Raw genomic sequence first — 19736 nt, 5'->3', positions numbered from 1 at the left:
TCTTCTTGACTCTATCTACTGTACCTTATACCGGTACACATAGCGGCCAATGTTACCATCAGCATCAATCCCTTCAACAACAACTTTATAAGTGCCTTTACCATCAGCGTTATAGTACTCCAAACTTGCATTGCCTGTTTTATCGGTATATACAAGCGGGTTCCAGTAAATGGTGCTGCGCAGGTCATTAGCAGCTTGTACCATGCGCGGTGCAACATATTTTGGCGAGTAAAATACCCTATCCATGGTATATCCCTGTGGCGCGAAAGTAAGCAGGTATTTTGGCGGGAACAGCTCTTTAAGCTGGGCTAAGGTAACCTTTTTACCTTCGGGAGGCTTACGCATATTAACAACCAGTACGCCATTTGTATTATTCATACGGTTAATGCCGCTTACACCATCGTTGTTAAATATTTCTATGGATTCTACCTGCTTTGGGTTTACACTGTTCAGGTAATTATAATCAACCGGGAAACCACCAACGTATATGGCCATAGGCACTTTTTTGCCCTGGTTATAATCGCGGGTGATATAAAAGTTATCTACATCAAAGGTTACACCAATAAGCATACCCTGTACACAGGTTAAAAAATCGTTACAGTCTTTAAGCCTGTCGGCCGAAAGGTCGTGATCTGCCAGCATGTTTAGCCCTACCAGGTTTGGAAAATCAATGTGACTGATCTTTTTGGGAGCAGGCTTATCTTTGATCTGTACCTCCCTTAAGGTATGCGATGTATTGAATTGCTTTTTGCTGTTAACCAGGTAAGGGTGCAATGCGCTGTCAATGTTCAATACCTCGCTTGGTGCATCCAGGTTTTTGGTTAATCCCTGTTGGCGGGGATAGTCAAGCATGATCATCAGGTTAGTATTATTCACGTTGTTGCGGGCATTTAAAACTACTTTTGATGAATCAGTAAGCAGCAACTTTGAGAACCTGAATACACCATCGGCATTGGTTATTGTTTGCGTGGTAAAGTTCCTGTCGGGTATGTTTAAACTTATGGAGCCTTTGTTTATTGGCATACCGGTTTGGTTACGTAGCGTACCGGTTACCTCAATACTTTGCTCCGGCAAAAAGTATATTTGCGGGGTTTTATCCCTTACAATATCCCGGTACGAGAACCTGCGGTAGCCTTGTGTAAGCATCAATATATCCAGGTTGGCAATACTTTCGGGGGTGACATGGTTAAAATATGAGTTCGGCTTTTCTATATATCCCTTCAGGTCTGATGTAAGCAAGAGGTTAGTGAGTATGGTAGTTTCGGCATTTTCATCACAAGGTACCTTGGTCTCATCAATAACCGCCACAGATAGATTTGCCATAGCAGGCAGGTTATCCGCCTTTGCCGATATGTTGAGTTTCACCTTTTCGCGTGTTAAAAAAGCGTTTTTTACTGTGCTTGCTGCCAGGTTAAGAAAATCGTTCCGTTGCACAAAGGTTATCCTTTCGCTGTATGGGTCGCCTTTATCATTAAATAAGGTAAACTGCACTATACCTGTCGGGAATTTTGTTTTGGGAATTGCTGCTGTATATACTGCATTTAACAGCACACTTTGGGCCGCATAATAAATAATGCCTCCGCTTTGTGCAATTACGTAGAACTTTTGATCCCGATGTTGTGCGAAAAAAGTTTGGCTCGCAGAAATTTTCATACTCAGGTTATCCGGATCGATATTACTCACCGAAAGGTTAATGCTACTTTGTTGCACACGTGGCAGATCATACACATGGGTTGAGCCATCAGGAAAAATAACGTTTGCCTTATAACTCTTACCATCTTCAGGGTTCATAAAAAATGCGCCCATACCGAGGTTTTGAGTTTTAATATCCGCGGTGGCTTTGCCATCGTTATCAACTACAGTTCCTTTGATATTAACGCCTAATCCATCACCTTTTATGGCTTTAAAACCTATGCGTGTTGATACACCGGCAATGAGTTCCCCTCCTTCAGGGAAAAACTGCACATCGATATTAGGGTCGGCATATTTTAAAGCGAACGTGCTTGCAATGGGCTTTTTATCACCACGTTCAAGTACAGTTTGCAGGCTGCGCGATGTAAGAGCCAGTGCTTTACTGCCCTCAATACTTACAGTCAGTATACCGTTATTGTCTGTGGTGCCTTTCCCCTTTAGCGGCTTATCGTTATCGGTATCAATTTTCCAGCTTACTTTTTTATTGCTGTATGGTGCACCGGTTTCATCCTTATAAGCTATTTGAGCATTTATTTTAGTAACGTCGCCTTTTTCCGATCCTGTAAAAGAAACATGGGTGCTTAGTTCATTATCAATAGCGTTACCTACTGTAATGTTTTTATTAAAAAAGTACTCGCCTTCAAAATTGCGCATCCAGGCAGTGTATGCCCTGATACGGTAATTACCTTTTTTTACAGCGTATTGCCCTAAGGGGATATTACCTGTAGCAACGCCATTCATCACCTGTATCTTTAACGATTGCACTAACGAATCGGTACTGCTTATCATCTCAACATATACAATTTTGCTTAACTCGGATGGCTGGTGTTTAAGCATAGTGAGATAGGCCTTAAACCAAATGGTATCGCCAACGGCATAGTATGGCTTATCAAAATGGAGATAAACTTTTTCTATAGGGCGCGAGCCCATGTATTTTGCGGTTTTTGATAGCAATGCAGGGAGGCCTATCGTATCGCGCTGGGCGGATGCCGAAAAATGAACAGCGCATGTAATAAAAGATAGTACGAATAAAAATTTACGGGTATTCATCAAAATCGTATCGAACAGGTTAACGTTGTTAAATATATAATTAACTAACGTTGCATGCTAATAATGTTGTTTCATTTAACATTATTTTACAATTCGAAATTATTGAATGTTAAAACCGGTAACCTACGCTTACCATATAACGGTTAAAAGTGTAGGTATAATAGTGGCCCGTTTGGTTATATATTGGGTAGGTTGGATAAATTATATCTGCCACATACTGCTTCAACGTTTTAACCGAATACCCTAAGCCAAACTGCACGCCGCGCAAATGGCTGTTGTATAAGCTATAGCCTAAACCAAAATCGGTATAAATACCGCGGGCAAAGCCCGTACTTGTATATTCCGTTTGTTCGTATTGTTGCTTCGCTGTCAGTTTGTTCAAATTTACACCAAGCTTTGTATAAATAAATACCTTGTCAAGCTTCCCCGAAAAGTTAAACCTGCCTTCGACAAAAATGGGTACCGATCGCAATCCATACCAATCAATACCCGAACCAACACCGAGCATTAATTTTTTATATGATACCCCCGCATTTAATATAACCTGTCCGCTTACTTCTTCATTGTTAATCGCCATGGCTTCCTGCGGTATTAGATAAAACCCAACAGCATCCCGCTGTGCCAATGCTGTAAGCGAACAGGTACACACGATAAGTAACGTAATTATTCTTTTCGCACACATATTACTGACCTGCAACGGGTATACTACCGGTTACCTGCGCATTGGCCGGATCGCGATAATCAATAATAAACAACCCATTTGCCGATGTTACAATGGCTTTGCCGTTAACGGCAATTACATCACGGGCATCAAAGCCTGCTACCTGCTTAATCAGCGGAATATTGCTTGCCACGGTTGCATCAAACAGCTTTAACCCATCCGTACCATCGCATATTAGTAACAGGTTCCCATCTTTACTTAAACCGCGCGGCCCTTTAAGCAAGTACGTTTTTACTAATAATGGGGTGTTGATGTTTGAAATATCAAGCACATTCAGTTCGTTACTGTAACCACCACATGCCGAGCCTCCGGAAAGGGTAACATAAGCATAGCCGCCATCGGCAATAACCGGATCGCACGAGCGGGCGTGTACAAACTGCGAAAGCTTAATGGGATTATCAGGATTAGTGGTATTATAAACATACATGCCGTTTTGCGAACCGATAAACAACATACTATTGTACGGAAATATGGTTTCGATACTGCCTTGCTGCATGTTAATGGTTTTAACATACGATGGCGCCGCTGCATTATCGGTATTAAAAACTTTAAGATTAAAACTGCTCACCGTGTACATACGGTTATTCAATAGACCAAACCTTGCTGTAGAACCACCTATAGCCATTGCCGGGCTTGAACTGCTGCTAAAAGAAGATATTGAATAATAAATACCACTGCTGTAATAATTTTGAAGCTTCGGATCGTTAAATTTACGTGCAATGGTGGTGTCACTTTTTATCCAGTCTACTATAATTTTGGAGGCGTCGTTAGTGTAATTCCCATTATAGTTTTCAGGGAACACGCCCGAAATGGTGTTTACCAGGCTGGCAGAAGCAGGGTTGCTGATATCGATGGCAACCATATCTTTATAACTATCAGCATATAAGTAGTTGTTTTTTATAGCGATATCTGCGCATCCTGGTATGGGTATAAATGCCACCTTAACGGGGTTTTTACCATCGCTGATATTAATAACATGTACGCCCCTGTTAACATCAACCAGGTAAGCAAAGTTACCTTGCATAAAGATCTTACCGGCTTCACGCACGTTTTGAGGTGCCTGGCTATGCATATCGGCCTTTACAGCGGCAAGGCTTTTGTAAACCGGTTTATATATGGTATAATGCTCGGTTATGGTGTCCCTGGTACAGGCAGGTATCACAGCCGCCAGCAACAAGCCCGCGGTTACAAAAGTTAGTAGTTTTTTCATTGGATGCGTTTGGTTGTATAGTTCATTTACATACCAATACGCACTGCTGCAGGTAAACGCTACAGCAATTGTGATTTTACTTTTTGCTTACAATATCGCTAATGATCATATCGGCGTGTACGCGCGAATTTTCTATAAACCAAAGGTGTGTATCCATACCGCCGCAAACTACCCCCGCAAGGTAAATACCCGGCAAATGGGTTTCCATGGTTTCGGGGTTGTACTCGGGTAATAGTTTTTCATCAACCGAAAGGTTAATGCCAATGCGCTTTAAAAAATCAAAATTGGGTTTATAGCCTGTCATAGCCAAAACAAAATCGTTTGCTATAGTTAAGGAGCCTTCGGATGTTTCAATATCCACTTCGTAAGGGCGAATAGCTTTTAGCGATGAGTTAAAATATGCTTTTATGCTGCCCTCTTTTATACGGTTAATAATATCGGGGCGTACCCAGTACTTTACACGGCTGCTTATTTCGGCATCGCGCACTATCATGGTTACTTCGGCACCTTTACGGTAAGTTTCCAACGCTACATCAACTGCCGAATTGCTCGATCCTACTACCACCACTTTTTGCATGGCATAGTAATGCGGGTCTTTATAATAATGCTTTACTTTAGGCAGTTCTTCGCCGGGAATATTCAGGTCAACAGCTATATCGTAAAAGCCCGTCGCTACAATAATTTGCTTCGCGCGGTACCCGGCTTTTGCAGTTTTAATGCTATAAGCCCCGTCACCGGCACTTACGTTTAAAACCTCTTCGAATAATTTAACGGGTAACTGATTAGAAAATGCCACCCTGCGGTAATACTCCAAAGCTTCGGCGCGGGTTGGTTTTACATTGTTGGATACAAATGGGATGCCGCCTATCTCCAGCTTTTCGGAAGTGGAAAAGAACGTCATGGTTGAAGGATAATTGTATAGCGAATTGGTTAAACAACCCTTATCTACTATAACGAAAGACAAGCCTGCTTTTTGAGCTGCCAAACCACAAGCCAAACCAATAGGGCCGGCACCTATAATGAATATATCGAGCATTATTTAAACGTTATTGAGTTGCTAAGTTATTGGTTATTGATGGCTTTTTGGTAAGTATTAAGTCAATAAAGCCGGAGCCGGCGTATCGGGAAGGGAACTATCACATGGTATAAGTTCCCGAAAAAAAGGGCATAAAAAAAAGGGTAAGCACCTTTTATCGCACCGCTACAACCCTCTACCCTTGCTGCGTTCCCACCCTGGGGGAGTTCAAGAGGAGCTGGTCGTAAAAGACTTACCCCGGCACAAAGATAGAAAAATTTGCGCTTTGCCTTAATAAAAATTCACTTTTATTGGTTGCAGGTTGCGTGGCGCGGGTTATGAGTTGTTTATTAAGCTGTTAGCTTTAAACACGCAACTCATAACACGCAACATACAACTTAAATTAAGATACCGCTAACGATGTTCCGGTAATGGTAACTGTATAATGTTGCAAATTTGCTGCAGCCGGGCCTAATATCACATTGCCATTAGTATTAAACTCACTGCCATGCAACGGGCAAATAAATTTATTTTGACCTGCGTTATAATTTATAGATGTGCCCTCATGCGTACAGGCTATTTGCACCGCGGTAAATGATGAAGCTACATTGCCTGCGGCCAAACGAACCAGTATAATACCATTGCCTGTTTTTATTGAGCCAACAGCTGTTAGTTCGTTAGTTAAATCGGCTGTTAAAAATGCGCTGCCACCGCCTGTACCAGGTGTAGGCGCGGGTGTGCCACCACCGCCTCCGCCGGTACCCGGACTTGGATTATCTGCCTTTGAGCCCCCGCATGCTGCTAAAGCGCAACCTGCACATACAGCTACTACTCCTATTCCAAACTTTGATAAAAATTCCTGCCTTTCCATGGTTTTGAGTTTTGTGGTGTGTGATATGAGTTAATATGTAATTATTTATAAGTGCTTTTATGATTAAAATCGAATATCCTTGAAATGGTAAAGCCAATACGGTACTGCCCTTCCGAGTATTTTGACAGCGTGCTGCTGAGGTAATTTACTTCTTCAACCGCTCTTGAATTGGTGATATTGATGGTAAATACGTGCCCGCCTGTTTCAACCTCAAGACCGAAACCAAAAGGGTCGCTAAAGCCTATATTACTGTTTTGTCTGAACGATGAGAAAGGGTGCGCATAATCAACCACTAAAGCCATGTGTTTTGATACTTTTAAACGTGCTGCCGCAGATAGCGAAAAGAAATTATTTTCATTTCCCGCTACGTTTGGGTTGGGGATATTGTCTTGCACAAAACCCGGCGCTACCTGCACTGAAAACCTGGAGAACTGGCGCGACAGGATGGCTTCGCCAAAGTAGGCAAGCCTGTCACCGAAAGACGAGTATACACCATAAGTATGTACAGCGCTTTGGCCAAACAAGCTTAATGATACCGGCATACTATTATCAGTAGTTTGCTGCAACAGTGAATATTTCAGATCAACATTTACCAGGCGGCCAATAGTACTGCGGCCCAGATCAACATTAAGTTTATCGGTTATCCCGTATTCAAAACCAATGTAAACATCGGCTACGGCATCCAGACCATAAAATATCTGGCCACCGCCATTATCGCCGCTAAAATCGCCAAAGCGGTGTATCACCATAAAATTGAGCGTCTTTTTCTTTATTGTCTCGGGTGTTTCTGATAGAATAAGCCTTGTTGACCTGAAAGAGATAACCGGTTGTTTGGTACTATCCGTATTCAATGATTTTAAAAGGTCATCGGTAGAGCCCGCCGTTTGGGCCATTATGCCCGTGCTTGCAAAACACATGGCTAATAAAATTGAAAACTTTTTCATGGTGTGTGGAGTTTGTTTGAGTTTACTTTTTATAAGGGTTGTAAGTAGCCGCAACATTCATTTTAATAGTTTCGGCAATGTTGTGGAATACAATAGTTGGTATGTGAATATTATGATCGGCACATTTAACCATAAACTCTGCTGTCATGGTTATAATACCACTCTTTATGGTTACCATTCCCGGGATGGTTCTGGCTTTGGTAACACCATGTACAGTCAGGTCGCCAACTACAGTTATTGCTGTATTGCCATCTTTAGTTACATCTATCTTCTCTTGTATTTTGCCTTTAAAACCCGCAGCAGGAAATTTATCGCTATCCATGTATTCGGTGTTAAAATGATCCTGCATTAACGATTTAGGAAACTGAAACGAACGGATCTGCACGTTAAACGCCAACTCGCCTGTTGTGGCATTAAAAACAGAAGCGCCTTTGTTTGATATTGCTTCAATATCCTCAATAGGAGCCTTTGAAAACAGGCTTATTTTGGCATTTTTACAGACATAGATGTCCTGCCCTGTCTGGAAAACTAACATCCAGACAAGTAATAATATACTTATGTATCTCATGGTGTTTTAGGGTTTTGCTAAACTGTTTAAGTTCCAACTCAGCCCAAAAGCTACACCTGCAGTTTGTAGCTTAACCCGGCTGTATCCTATATCGGTTAATGGGATTTTTAAATATGGTTGTATATCTAAACTTAATTTTGAACTCAACCTGCGCTGATAAGTAGTATTCAGGTTAAGTACGCCCAAAAAGTGTTGGTTTTGATTAACGATGTTAACTCCCTGCGGACCGTAAGTGTAGGGAGTAGCGTAATTATAACGATAATTTTCCTTCAGCATAATGTATGACGAAAGGCCTGAACCTACGCTGAATTTATTACCCGATTTGCTATAAACCTGGTAAGCAATATTTAACGGTATATCGAGCACACGGCAATCTGCCGAAACATTTACCGGATTAACTACAAAAGGATATGCGGTATGATAACTGCTAAATGGCGTTAGGTAGGGTGTTTTAGCATATACGGCCCCTGTAGTAAAAGTAAACTTTGATACACTTACCGAAAATTGCAAACCTACATCGGCACCAACTTCGGCTTCTTTAAAAGAATTTACCCCGTTAATATTAGAAGCAGCCAATACGGCTATAGCGTATTGCGGACGGTGTTTGTTGATTTGTATACCTTTTATAGTAGTACTTATATCTGTTGCTGAAACTACCGTATCATTTTTCAATTCCGAAAAATCAATTACATGATTGATACCATATGCGTCTATTTTATTATTACTAATAGCAGCTAATGTTACTGTACTCTTATTATTTACATCATTATCATTCACTAAAACAGCGGTATCGTGGCGGAAAGTATGGGCAGATAAGATAGCCGACCTCCCTTTTGGCTGATGTTTGCTCATTGCCAATATATGGCCACCTTTGACAGCATACGGCGTTTTTGCTGAGCCAACAGTTATTTGATGCTCTCCTCCGCCGCTTTTATTATCTTGAGCAGGGGTAACATTATCGGTGTTGTTAACAATTGGCGGTGTTGTTATCGTTACGGCATTGGCTGTATCTTTAACTGCAGGGCTAACAGCCATGTTTTGCTTTGCTGGTTTGGTTGCATTATCGGTTTGCATATACAACCAACCAAAAACTAACAGCAATGCCGCTGCAATACCGCCGGCTATGCGTAACCATAAAATAACAGGGCGTTTCTTCTCCTCGCCATCCAACATTTGCTCAAAGGCATCCCAATCGCTTTCGCGGTACTCCGCAGCGCTATCGGGCTCTTTTAGCCTTTGTTTAAATATGTTGTCTAATCCTTCTTCCTCTGTGCTCTTCATGGCCTGAAACCCTTGTTAAAATATATGTCTGTCACGTCTGTTTGTCGTATCGCTACAATTGATGAATGCCTTATCTCGCCCACTCCTGTACCTGATGTACTGAGTAGCATTTTCTGTAATTTTTGCCTGGCCTTATGCAGATTAGACTTTGAAGTACCCGGGTTTATACCCAGCATCTCACCTATCTCTTCGTGCGTATAGCCATCAATAGCGAAAAGGTTAAACACGGTGCGGTATGCTTCGGGTAGCTTTTGTACCAGCTTAAGCAATTCATCGTACCCCAATTTACTGCTCACGGTTTCGCACTCGCCAATATGGTCTGCCTGATCCAACTCTTCGGTATAAGCTACTTTTAAATTTGCCCGGTAATAATCAATAGATGTATTCATCATAATACGTCCCAACCATGCCTTAAATGGTTTAGCCGGGTCATATTTGTGCATATTGGTCATCGCTTTAAAAAAGCCTGTATTCATTATCTCCGAAGCCTCATACCTGTTACCTGCATAGCGCAAACAAATCCCCATAGCAAAGCCATACAATGCTTTATAAAGCATTTTCTGACATTTTCTGTCCTGGTTCTTACAACCTTCAATCAGTTGCTGTAATTCTTCTTCACCCATGTAGGTTTGTTCAGATCAGTTAGTATTACTTCCTTATCTGCAATCAATACGGCTATACCACGCCCGATGGTTGCCTTGGCCTAAAATTATTTTACAATTAAACGCAATCAATAAAATTACTCAAACTATTTACTAAAATGTAATTCCTTAAAATGCACCCAGTTATCATCATTGATATTGATGGTAGGGCGGCATAAAACCGTTAGTTTATCCGGTGTAAAAGTTTCAGCATACTCACGCATGGCAAATTCGGGCCAAAGCATCTTAAAAGCATGCGGCGGTATATTTTTAGCAATAGTGATATGCGGGGTAATGCCTTGCCTGTCGCCAAAAATACGTTTCAGGTGAGCGAACCATTTATTTACTTCGGTATTCAATTCAATTTTGGCATAAATAGTAAACCCTGAGCGACCATGTGAAAAATAGGCAAAGCCCGCGATACGGAGCTCGATGGATTTGAGCCTACCTACAAAACGCTGATAGTTATCTAACTTTTGCCGCATGGTTACCGGCATTTGCCTGTATTGCCCCGTAACAGATATATGGGCTTTGCTGTGCATGCTATCAAAATTGCCTATCATCCTTGCGGATGACAATTTGTATTTACGCACCATTTCAATTACTTCATCGGGTGGAGCAATGAGCAGCATATAATCAGAATAGGTGGCCGCGTTAACACCATAGTTGTTAAACATTTTAGTTTCCATATTGCATTATTCAAACAACTAAAATACTAATATTTTTAGCATTTATAATTATTTTTATACCTTTGATGTATGGATACAAAGCGCCATATCGTTCACATCGATCTCGATTCATTTTTTGTTTCGGTAGAGCGAAAGTTCGATCCATCACTTAACGGTAAGCCTGTTATTATAGGTGGCTCAAAAGAGCGAGGCGTTGTAGCTTCATGCAGTTATGAGGCGCGGCAATATGGTATCCACTCGGCCATGCCCAGCGCGCAAGCTTATAAGCTTTGCCCTCATGCTATTTTTCTGCATGGCTCATATCACCGCTACTCGGAGGCATCGGCACAGGTAACACAAATAATTGCCGATACCGTACCTGTGTTTCAAAAAGCATCTGTTGATGAGTTTTATATTGACCTTACCGGGATGGACCGCTTTTACGATTGCTATAAAATAGCCACCGACCTGCGCCAAAAGGTAATACGCGAAACCGGGCTGCCAATATCTTTCGGCATGGCATCAAACCGCACTATCGCTAAAATGGCTACCAATAAAGCCAAACCTAACGGGCAGCTTTTTGTGGAACATGGTAAAGAGCGTGAGTTTTTAGCCCCACTCAATATTGGCGCCATACCTATGCTGGGCGAAAAGACCTGCCAAAAGCTTTACGAATTTGGCATCGAAAAAATAGCTGACCTGCAACGTACCGACATCCGCTTTTTGCAAACTGTGTTTGGCAAATTTGGCCGTAACATATGGGAAAAAGCAAACGGGATGGATGACAGTGAGATAGTGCCTCACTCCGACAGGAAATCCATATCAACCGAAACAACATTTGATAAGAATGTGGCTGATAAAAAAACCTTGGAAAATGTGCTGGTATCGATGACGGAAGAGCTGGCTTTTAAACTGCGTAAGGAGAATAAACTCACATCGTGCCTGGCAATTAAGGTAAGATACGCCAATTTTGAAACACATACTTTGCAGGAAAAGATAGCGCTCACTTCCGCCGAGCATATTTTAATACCTGGTATAAAAAACCTGCTGGCCCGCGCATGGAACCAGAGCCGCCCCATCAGGCTCATCGGTGTTAAACTAAGTCAGCTTTGCCAGGGAAATTACCAGATCAACTTATTTGAGGATAATGAAGAACGGCTAAACCTGTATAACGCCTTAGATAAAATAAACTTTAAATATGGAGAAAAAACGGTTTGCCGCGCAGCAGGCATGGAAATTGGTACCCGGGGATTTAATCCTTTTATGCGGGGTTGAGTTTTACTTATTCTATAAAAAACTGACACATTCGTCATTTTTTTAAGTTAAATGACAATTTTGTAAAAGAATGTTAAACCTTAATAAATTTTTCCCGTTAAAGTAATAAGTTCAGTTGCCCATGCTGAACCAGTAACGTTCTTTGGTTTGGGTTTAATCAATAGTTTAAATTAATTAGGGGAAAGAGAGCATATTCGTATGCTCTCTTTTATTTTTTGTGGCTATTTGTAATTAGATCTAAAATATGCTTAAAGGCAAAACCAATTCAAAACGGTTTGGATTTTTACCTCCAAAAACATCATAGTCCAACAAGCGACTATACCTTATACCAACAGATACCGGGAATTGATTAAATATTTTGGTATCAAAAAACACTTCGGTACCGGCCGAACGGAAATTAGCGTTGGTGCTGTTTGAATAAGCCGGGATAATTCGCGAATCGGTAGCAAAACCATAGTCATAAAACAAATTACCACGTATACGCAAAAAGTAAACCGCGTTGGCAACACCAGCATCGGGGTAAACTATCGGGAAATAATAATTAGCACTTATTTTATATTGCTGATACAGGTTCTCGGCGGTGTAACCCCTTGCCGTAGGAAAGTTATTGCTAAAATTAGCGCCATTAGCCTTATCGCGCTCTTGGTAAGCACCCTGTAAAATCAAATTATGGTTAACGCCTATGCCGGGTAAAAACAAATTACCTACAGCTAAAAACTGATGGCCTGTAATGTTGGTAATGGTTCCTTCATAGTCCAAAAACAGACTTTGTCCAAAATGAGGATAGATATTTTTCCGTGCCTGCCTGCCATGGTTACTAAAACTCAGGTAATTATCTACATACATGTAATTACGATCGGCAATATAACTGCTTAATGGTTGTTGAAAGCTGGTCAAATCATACACTAACTGGCTGCCTATTGACAATGATGTAGCTGTATGCCCCTTAGTAAAATTAAAAGGAAACTCCAGGCCGCCATGTATCTGCGTTTCGTTGTAATAGCCTGTTTGTATGGCAGATGAGTTATTAAGCCTGTAAAAAAGCGTCCTGTCTATAACGTAATCGGCGCCAACAGAAATATAGGGGAACAAGCCGCCATAAACCAGCCCGGCACCAAATTCTTTATACCCTTCGTTACGATTGTAATTAAACAACAACTCCGACTGGACAGTGTTTAGAACATTCTCTCCCAACAAGGAAAATCCATAATTAGGGTCACTGATAGCCGGGGCAAGGCTATGAAAATTTAACAGATGAAATGCCTTGTTGTATTTTGTAACCGCGGGGTGCTCATCTGCTACGGTTGCCAGCATATCGGCAGCGGTGCCTTTATCCAAAGCTTTAATACCATATTCAGGTAGTTGGCCGGGGATATCATTAGTCGCGATGGGTTGCCATTGTATTCTGGCGTTATCCAACTCGTGAATTTTATAGCCAAAAGCGGTAAGGCTTGTCCACGCTATTTTATTTGCTGATGCTGTGGGCTGGTAATTGCCTATGCTTGCTGTAAGCGAATCACTTTGCAGGCGGTAGAGCTTTTTATCAGTTAACGACAGGGCGAACAACACATCGTTTTTATCGCTTGTGGCAGAAAAGTATACCTTATCCTTTTGTACCGATGGAAATACGATTGGCTGGATGGTGAATGGTATTAAATACTCGTTTTTACCTGTAGCAATATCGGTTAAAGCCAGCGACATTTTACCGGCAGTATTGCGCACGGCCGAAATGATCTTACCATTATAAAACTTAGGGTAGCTGTAAAACAGGTTTTCCTTGTTCGGGATAGCTATAATGAGTTTCCCGGTCCTGTCCAGTATGTGCAATTGGCTTTTGCCATCAGAACTTTGCTGTACTGCTACGATCTGATCACCAAACTCACTAAACGACGGCGAAAAATATTTGGTGGCGTTGGTAATGCGGGTTTGATCGCCTGTTTTAATATCCAATATATTCAGTTCGCTGTAATTACGGTATCCCCAGCGCAGATCGGGGCGGTATGATGCGTAAACGATCTTACCATCGCGGTAATCAAAGTAATTATCCAAACTAAAATCGTGCACGCGAATATTGCGTATGGCATTGCCTGTTTTAATAACAAACTCCGGAACATGATCATATGTAGTTTTAACGTATACAAGCGTGTTATCATTAACATAGGCCGGGTATTCTTCATCAGCAATGAAATGCCGGTTATTTTTTGCCGGCTGGTTTGATGTGGAAACATTGTATTCTTTTTTAAAGTGCTCAAATGCTTGTGTTCTGAACAGGTTAAAATCAACAGCCGAATACTTCTTTATTGCCCTTTGCATAGGGTAAAACAGCCCATCAAATGAAGCTGCATCGTGTGTCACTTTTTTCCAGAAGTCATCACCATATTTATCACGCCCGTATGCTACCAACATATAGCCGAGTGGGTAATGGTCGGGCACAAAATCCAGGTATGATCCATTGCGTAGCTTCATCCAGCTATAGTTTTTACCGGCAGCCCACAAGCTGCGGTAATCATCAAAAAAAGATGGCAGCCTGCCCCTGCCCTGCGTGGTTACATAAGTTTCGTTAAAAACAGCGTCGCCTTCAAAAAACCAGTTGGGTATAGCCAGTGCATTACCTACCGACTGACCACCTTCGCCAAATAAAATATGCAGCAAGCGCGAGCCGCCTACATCAAAATTATTAAACTGCTGCACATGCCTGAACTCGTGCACTGATAACTGATCTACCCAGTTCAGGCTTCCTAACTGAAAACTGTTTTGCGGAGGCGTATAATAAAACTCGCTGCGAAATGGTGCCAGGCCAACATAAGCATTTGATACAGTAGTTTGATTTTGAAGTAATATGCTGATTTGTTTTTGCTTCAGGCCGATGGTGGGTTGCACCGCCTTGTTCATCTGCCCGATGATATTGGCAATACGGATACCTGCCGAATCTAAGCCTGCCGGAAATATTACCCTTGCCGCCGGGGTATTAACCTGTTCCCAATTAACAGATGGCGGGTTACCGCCAAAATACTGGGCTTTTGTTTGAGTGGCGACACTTAGCAGCAGTGGCAGTACTAATAGTTTTAAATTACGCATTTACCAGGTTTTGATTGGTGAAAATAACACAAAAATTATGAAAATTATGTGAAGACCCGCCATATGCATATCAACCTACAATCAAATGACACGGCATCTGCAAAAACTCGCTACATTTGCGGCTTGTTAATTACGTATAAAAATGGCTAAAATTTCTATCAACCTGGCAACAGGTTCATTACAAAAAGAAGAGATCATTGTTGGGATAGACCTGGGCACCACCAATTCGCTGGTAGCTTTTATTAATCCCGATAAGGAGCCTAAAGTAATTAACGATGCCGGTAAGGGCGTGTTGGTGCCAAGTATAGTTCACTTTGGCGCGGCAGGCGATATTACTGTGGGTAACGAAGCCAAAGATTTTTTAATAACCGACCCGCAAAACACCATATTTTCGGTAAAACGCTTATTGGGCCGATCATACAAAGACATTGAAAAACACAAAGACTTTTTTAGCTACAAAGTTATTGATGACGACAGCGAAAGCCTGGTTAAAATAAAAGTAGGCGATACTTTTTACACTCCCATAGAACTATCGGGCCTGATATTAAAAGAACTGAAGGAACGCGCAGAGCATGCTTTAAAAACCCCGGTTAACCGCGCCGTGGTTACTGTGCCTGCTTATTTTAATGATTCTCAACGCCAGGCAACACGCGACGCCGGTAAATTGGCCGGGCTGGATGTGTTGCGCATAGTGAATGAGCCTACTGCCGCCAGTTTGGCTTATGGCATTGGCCTGGATCCGGAAGAAACAAAGACTATTGCGGTGTACGACTTGGGTGGCGGTACATTTGATGTATCTATCCTGCAAATACAGAGCGGCATTTTTGAGGTACTGGCCACCAATGGCGATACCTTTTTAGGTGGTGATGATTTTGACCGTGCGATACTGGATTATTGGATAGAAAAGAACCAGCTTGACCGTGCCGTGCTTTTGGCTAACCACGAACTTTCGCAGGAACTGCGTTTGAAGGCCGAAGAAGCTAAGAAATCGATGAGCCACCAAAGCATTTTTAATGAGAAGGTAGGCGAGATCTGGTGTACGTTGGATAAGCAAACTTTCGAAAGCCTTATCCTGCCAAAGGTTAACCAGACCATTGATTGCTGTAAGAACGCCCTTGCCGACGCTAAACTGAGCATTAGCGATATTGATGAAGTGGTAATGGTAGGCGGCTCAACCCGTACGGCTTTAGTGAAGAAGATGGTATCGGAGTTTTTTGGTAAACCTGTACACGATGATGTAAACCCTGATGAAGTGGTTGCCCTTGGCGCTGCCATACAGGCTGATATTTTAGCTGGTAACCGTAAAGATATTTTATTGCTGGATGTTACACCGCTATCTCTCGGTATTGAAACTATGGGTGGTTTGATGGATGTGATCATCCCGCGAAACAGTAAAGTGCCTACCAAAGCGGGCAGGCAATATACTACCTCGATTGACGGGCAGGTGAACATGAAAATTTCGGTTTACCAAGGCGAGCGCGACCTGATCAAAGAGAACCGTAAGTTAGCGGAGTTTGACCTGAAAGGCATACCGGCTATGCCCGCCGGTTTCCCCAAAGTGGATATTAACTTTTTGTTGAACGCCGATGGGATACTGAAGATACAGGCCATTGAACTGCGATCTGGTGTGAAACAGGAGGTGGAAGTAAAACCAACCTACGGCATTACCGACGACCAGGTGGAGCAAATGCTGATGGACAGCATTACCCACGCCAAAGATGATGTTGCCCAGCGTATGCTGATAGAGGCTCGCACCGAAGGCGAACAAATAACCTATACCGTTGAGAATTTTATTAAGAAACACGGCACACACCTGAGTGTTGCCGAGATAAGCGATACGCAAAAATACCTGGTTACCTTAAAAGAAGCCCTCACCAGTGGCGACAAAGACCTAATACATAAAGCTATTGACGAGCTAAACGAATTTACCCGCCCCTTTGCCGAGCGCCTGATGGACCATGCGGTAAATACGGCCATGAAGGGAAAATCGATTGAGGGGGCGGTTGATTGATTTTTTTGTTGATTGGGTTGGATTAGTTTATTAACTGAGTGGTTTTTGTTTGTGAGCATTATTAGGTTCATTAAGTGATTAGTTTGATCGAAAAAATCTAGCTTAATCACCCCCCTTAATTATTCAACTCCCTTAACTTTCATTCTAATAATATATATGGCCGTCGAAGCTGTAATAAACAAGTCTTTCCTGTTCTTGCCTGCAAAACAAAGGTTAGCTGTCCATGGTTCGGGGATATCAATGTGGGCTATCTTTTTACCGGCTGGATTGTACACGGTAACACCTTTTCCCGTAAGGTAAATATTACCGTGCTCGTCCAAGGTCATCCCGTCAGAGCCTTGGGTTATCACCAATTGTTTGTCTGTTAGTGTGCCATCGGGTGTGGTTTGGTAGCGGTATGTTTTGTTGGCCTTTATATCGGCTACATACAGGTATTTGCCATCAGGGATACCAACTATACCGTTAGGCTGCCGCAAGTCATCGGCAACTGTAATGGCTTCCTTTTTCCCTTTCGGGAGATAAAAAACGTACTGGCCGGGCATGTCGGTCGTCGTCCTGCTCCAGTAAGGGCGCTGGTAGTAGGGGTCGGTGAAGTAAATACCTCCTTTGGTATCCATCCAGACATCGTTGGGGCCGTTCAGGCGGTGGCCGTTGTAATTGGTTAACAGCGTATCGATCTTTTTGTCGGGGTGTATAAGCCATAGCTGGTTATGCTCATCGGCGCAAACCAGCAGGTTTCCTTTTTTATCGAAGTATGTGCCATTGGCGCGGCCCGCTTTATCCATAAAAACAGAGAGCTTTCCGTTTACATCATACTCCCAAATTTTGTCGTTAGGCTGATCGGTGAAAAACACATTGCCGTGCTTATCAACCGATGCGCCTTCAGTAAAGCTAAACTGCTTTGATATCAGAGTTGCCCTTAAATTGGTATCTACCACGTTATCGTTCGTGCTAAGCGCATCCATTTGGCACAACGCAGTAAATGGCGTTAAGCCAAATAAGAGGAATAATATAAAATTCTTCATGAGGTAATTGATTGATCAAATGTAACTGAAAATCAAGGCATCTAAAAAATAATTTCAACAAAATACTTGTTTTCTATTTTTTAAATATGATATCTTTGTGATATCATTTTAAATCATAAATCAACATGAACTCTGAAAAAATTATAACACCAACATCCGGCTACGGCGCAATGGGTATAGCTGCGTCATTGTTAATTGTGGGAATTGTTTGCCTTGTTATGGAACTGGTTGTTCCGGGAGCGGTATTGATCATTTTTGCATGGCTTATACTACCGGGCCTCATCATTATTAACCCATCACAATCAAAAGTTTTAACCCTGTTTGGTAATTACTTAGGTACGGTAAAACAGGATGGTTTCTTTTGGGTAAACCCCTTTACTATCAAAAAAACGGTATCATTAAAAGCATATAACGTTAATGGGCAGCAGCTAAAAGTGAACGACAAAGCTGGCAACCCCATTGAAATTGCCGCTGTAATTGTTTGGCAGGTTAATGATACGGCAAAAGCGCTTTTTGATGTAGAAAACTATATCCAATATGTAAACATTCAGAGTGAGTCGGCAGTGAGGCATTTGGCAAATTCGTTCCCCTATGATAATTATGAGGACGAGGGCGCCCGTATTACTTTACGCGATGGTGCCGATGAGGTAAGCAAAATGCTGGAAGATGAACTGAACCAACGTTTAGAACGGGCTGGCATCAGTGTGGTTGAAGCGCGGATATCGCACCTGGCTTATGCGCCCGAGATTGCCGCTGCCATGCTGCAAAGGCAACAGGCATCGGCCATTATTGCTGCACGCCGCCTGATAGTTGAGGGCGCGGTTGGCATTGTTGAAATGGCATTAGACAGACTGGCACAAAAGAATGTAGTTGAGCTTGACGAAGAGCGCAAAGCAGCTATGGTAAGCAATTTATTGGTAGTATTGTGCGGCGAGCGCAATGTTACACCCGTTGTAAATACAGGCACTTTATACCATTAAGATGTATACCTCGTTTAAAACAATAAAAAATCCTGCTATCCGGCTGAAAAGTATTGGCTGGTGGAGGCCGTGGTACCAGCTTACAGACGGGCAATTGATATATGGAAAGATGTATTACGATGGCTTTTTCAGAACAAGGAGCATCTGCGAAACAGACACCGATACCTGGGTGTTTGAAAGAGCCGGTGTATTTAGCCGCTCCATCAAAATCAGCAACCAGGGCGAAGTTATAGGGCAGTTAAAAATGGGAATGTTCTGTAAAGCATCATTACTGATGAATGACGGTTTTGAAGCAGAATTTAGTCGTGATTCAGTATGGAAACGGGGCTTTAGCTGGAACACCATGCGCTTTGGCGAAATTGTAAAAATGAAGCAAGGTGTATGGGGCAGGTGTATCGATATCACACTCGACCCCAATACATCAAAAATTGACCTTGTACCATTGCTGTGTTTTTTGGGAGCACACTTTATGTTTTTAAAGCAAAGGCAGGCGGCCGCGGCATCAGTTTAAAGATAAGAATGGCAGAGAAAAAAGCATTTGTGTTGAGGATAAACCCCGAGGTTTTAAAAGACCTGGAGCAATGGGCGGGCGATGAGTTTAGGAGCACCAACGGGCAAATTGAGTACCTGCTGCAACAGGCATTGAATGCGAGGAAGAAAAAGAAGAATCAAGAAGCAAGAGGCAAGAATCAAGACAGGGAGTAAT

The 19736-nt window shown here is 42.2% G+C and carries 17 protein-coding genes and 1 other RNA gene; 5 read left to right on the top strand and 13 right to left on the bottom strand.

The window, feature by feature from the left end; all coding sequences use genetic code 11:
* Positions 1–15 precede the first annotated feature (15 nt).
* The 11 genes from KXQ82_RS16870 to KXQ82_RS16820 all read right to left on the bottom strand — a co-directional run bounded on the left by KXQ82_RS16870 (position 16) and on the right by KXQ82_RS16820 (position 10682).
* Positions 16–2742: a carboxypeptidase-like regulatory domain-containing protein gene (locus tag KXQ82_RS16870; RefSeq protein WP_219489629.1), complete on the bottom strand. Its 2727-nt coding sequence runs from the start codon at positions 2740–2742 to the stop codon at positions 16–18.
* A gap of 109 nt (positions 2743–2851) precedes the next feature.
* Positions 2852–3319 (bottom strand): hypothetical protein, encoded by a 468-nt coding sequence (locus KXQ82_RS16865; RefSeq protein WP_219489628.1) that lies wholly within the window; start codon positions 3317–3319, stop codon positions 2852–2854.
* 106 nt (positions 3320–3425) lie between these two features.
* Positions 3426–4673, bottom strand: coding sequence for an LVIVD repeat-containing protein (locus KXQ82_RS16860; protein ID WP_219489627.1), 1248 nt, complete (start codon positions 4671–4673; stop codon positions 3426–3428).
* A 76-nt stretch (positions 4674–4749) separates the two neighbouring features.
* Entirely contained in the window at positions 4750–5709 is a 960-nt protein-coding gene (locus tag KXQ82_RS16855) for a YpdA family putative bacillithiol disulfide reductase (RefSeq protein WP_219489626.1), read from the bottom strand.
* Positions 5710–5849: 140 nt separating this feature from the next.
* An RNA gene (ffs, locus tag KXQ82_RS16850) (signal recognition particle sRNA small type) lies at positions 5850–5947 on the bottom strand.
* 144 nt (positions 5948–6091) lie between these two features.
* Positions 6092–6559 (bottom strand): QcrA and Rieske domain-containing protein, encoded by a 468-nt coding sequence (locus KXQ82_RS16845; RefSeq protein WP_219489625.1) that lies wholly within the window; start codon positions 6557–6559, stop codon positions 6092–6094.
* Between the two features lie 41 nt (positions 6560–6600).
* Positions 6601–7503 carry a DUF5777 family beta-barrel protein gene (locus KXQ82_RS16840; RefSeq protein ID WP_219489624.1) on the bottom strand — a complete coding sequence of 301 codons (903 nt, stop codon included), beginning with the start codon at positions 7501–7503 and terminating at the stop codon, positions 6601–6603.
* Between the two features lie 22 nt (positions 7504–7525).
* A complete protein-coding gene (locus KXQ82_RS16835) occupies positions 7526–8071 on the bottom strand; it encodes a YceI family protein (RefSeq protein WP_219489623.1) in 546 nt (181 codons plus the stop codon).
* A 6-nt stretch (positions 8072–8077) separates the two neighbouring features.
* Entirely contained in the window at positions 8078–9352 is a 1275-nt protein-coding gene (locus KXQ82_RS16830; protein ID WP_219489622.1) for a hypothetical protein, read from the bottom strand.
* Positions 9349–9975 carry an RNA polymerase sigma factor gene (locus KXQ82_RS16825; RefSeq protein WP_219489621.1) on the bottom strand — a complete coding sequence of 209 codons (627 nt, stop codon included), beginning with the start codon at positions 9973–9975 and terminating at the stop codon, positions 9349–9351. The genes KXQ82_RS16830 and KXQ82_RS16825 overlap by 4 nt, the downstream gene beginning before the upstream one ends.
* 125 nt (positions 9976–10100) lie before the next feature.
* A complete protein-coding gene (locus KXQ82_RS16820; RefSeq protein WP_219489620.1) occupies positions 10101–10682 on the bottom strand; it encodes a 2'-5' RNA ligase family protein in 582 nt (193 codons plus the stop codon).
* 69 nt (positions 10683–10751) lie between these two features.
* On the opposite strand from KXQ82_RS16820, the gene dinB reads away from it, so the two are divergent.
* Positions 10752–11936 carry a DNA polymerase IV gene (gene dinB / locus KXQ82_RS16815; RefSeq protein WP_219489619.1) on the top strand — a complete coding sequence of 395 codons (1185 nt, stop codon included), beginning with the start codon at positions 10752–10754 and terminating at the stop codon, positions 11934–11936.
* 237 nt (positions 11937–12173) lie between these two features.
* Here the strand turns inward: dinB and KXQ82_RS16810 are convergent, their stop codons facing one another.
* Positions 12174–15014, bottom strand: a complete 2841-nt coding sequence (locus tag KXQ82_RS16810; RefSeq protein ID WP_219489618.1) for a TolB-like translocation protein — start codon at positions 15012–15014, stop codon at positions 12174–12176.
* Positions 15015–15156: 142 nt separating this feature from the next.
* On the opposite strand from KXQ82_RS16810, the gene hscA reads away from it, so the two are divergent.
* Complete coding sequence (hscA, locus tag KXQ82_RS16805) at positions 15157–17025, top strand: Fe-S protein assembly chaperone HscA (RefSeq protein ID WP_219489617.1); 1869 nt, start codon at positions 15157–15159, stop codon at positions 17023–17025.
* A 119-nt stretch (positions 17026–17144) separates the two neighbouring features.
* On the opposite strand, the gene KXQ82_RS16800 is transcribed toward hscA, so the two are convergent.
* Positions 17145–18050: an SMP-30/gluconolactonase/LRE family protein gene (locus tag KXQ82_RS16800; RefSeq protein ID WP_219489616.1), complete on the bottom strand. Its 906-nt coding sequence runs from the start codon at positions 18048–18050 to the stop codon at positions 17145–17147.
* A 125-nt stretch (positions 18051–18175) separates the two neighbouring features.
* Between KXQ82_RS16800 and KXQ82_RS16795 the strand changes: the two genes are divergently transcribed.
* The 3 genes from KXQ82_RS16795 to KXQ82_RS16785 are packed head-to-tail and all read left to right on the top strand — an operon-like array spanning position 18176 to position 19735.
* Entirely contained in the window at positions 18176–19030 is an 855-nt protein-coding gene (locus tag KXQ82_RS16795) for an SPFH domain-containing protein (RefSeq protein ID WP_219489615.1), read from the top strand.
* A gap of 1 nt (position 19031) precedes the next feature.
* Positions 19032–19541 (top strand): hypothetical protein, encoded by a 510-nt coding sequence (locus tag KXQ82_RS16790; protein WP_219489614.1) that lies wholly within the window; start codon positions 19032–19034, stop codon positions 19539–19541.
* Between the two features lie 8 nt (positions 19542–19549).
* Entirely contained in the window at positions 19550–19735 is a 186-nt protein-coding gene (locus tag KXQ82_RS16785; protein WP_219489613.1) for a type II toxin-antitoxin system antitoxin, read from the top strand.
* The last annotated feature ends 1 nt before the right edge of the window (position 19736 follow it).

Origin of the sequence: Mucilaginibacter rivuli (assembly GCF_019391655.1) — a bacterium.
GTDB lineage: Bacteria > Bacteroidota > Bacteroidia > Sphingobacteriales > Sphingobacteriaceae > Mucilaginibacter > Mucilaginibacter rivuli.
The sequence above is the reverse complement of the archived record's forward strand: the minus strand, read 5'-3'. Positions and strand labels throughout refer to the sequence as shown.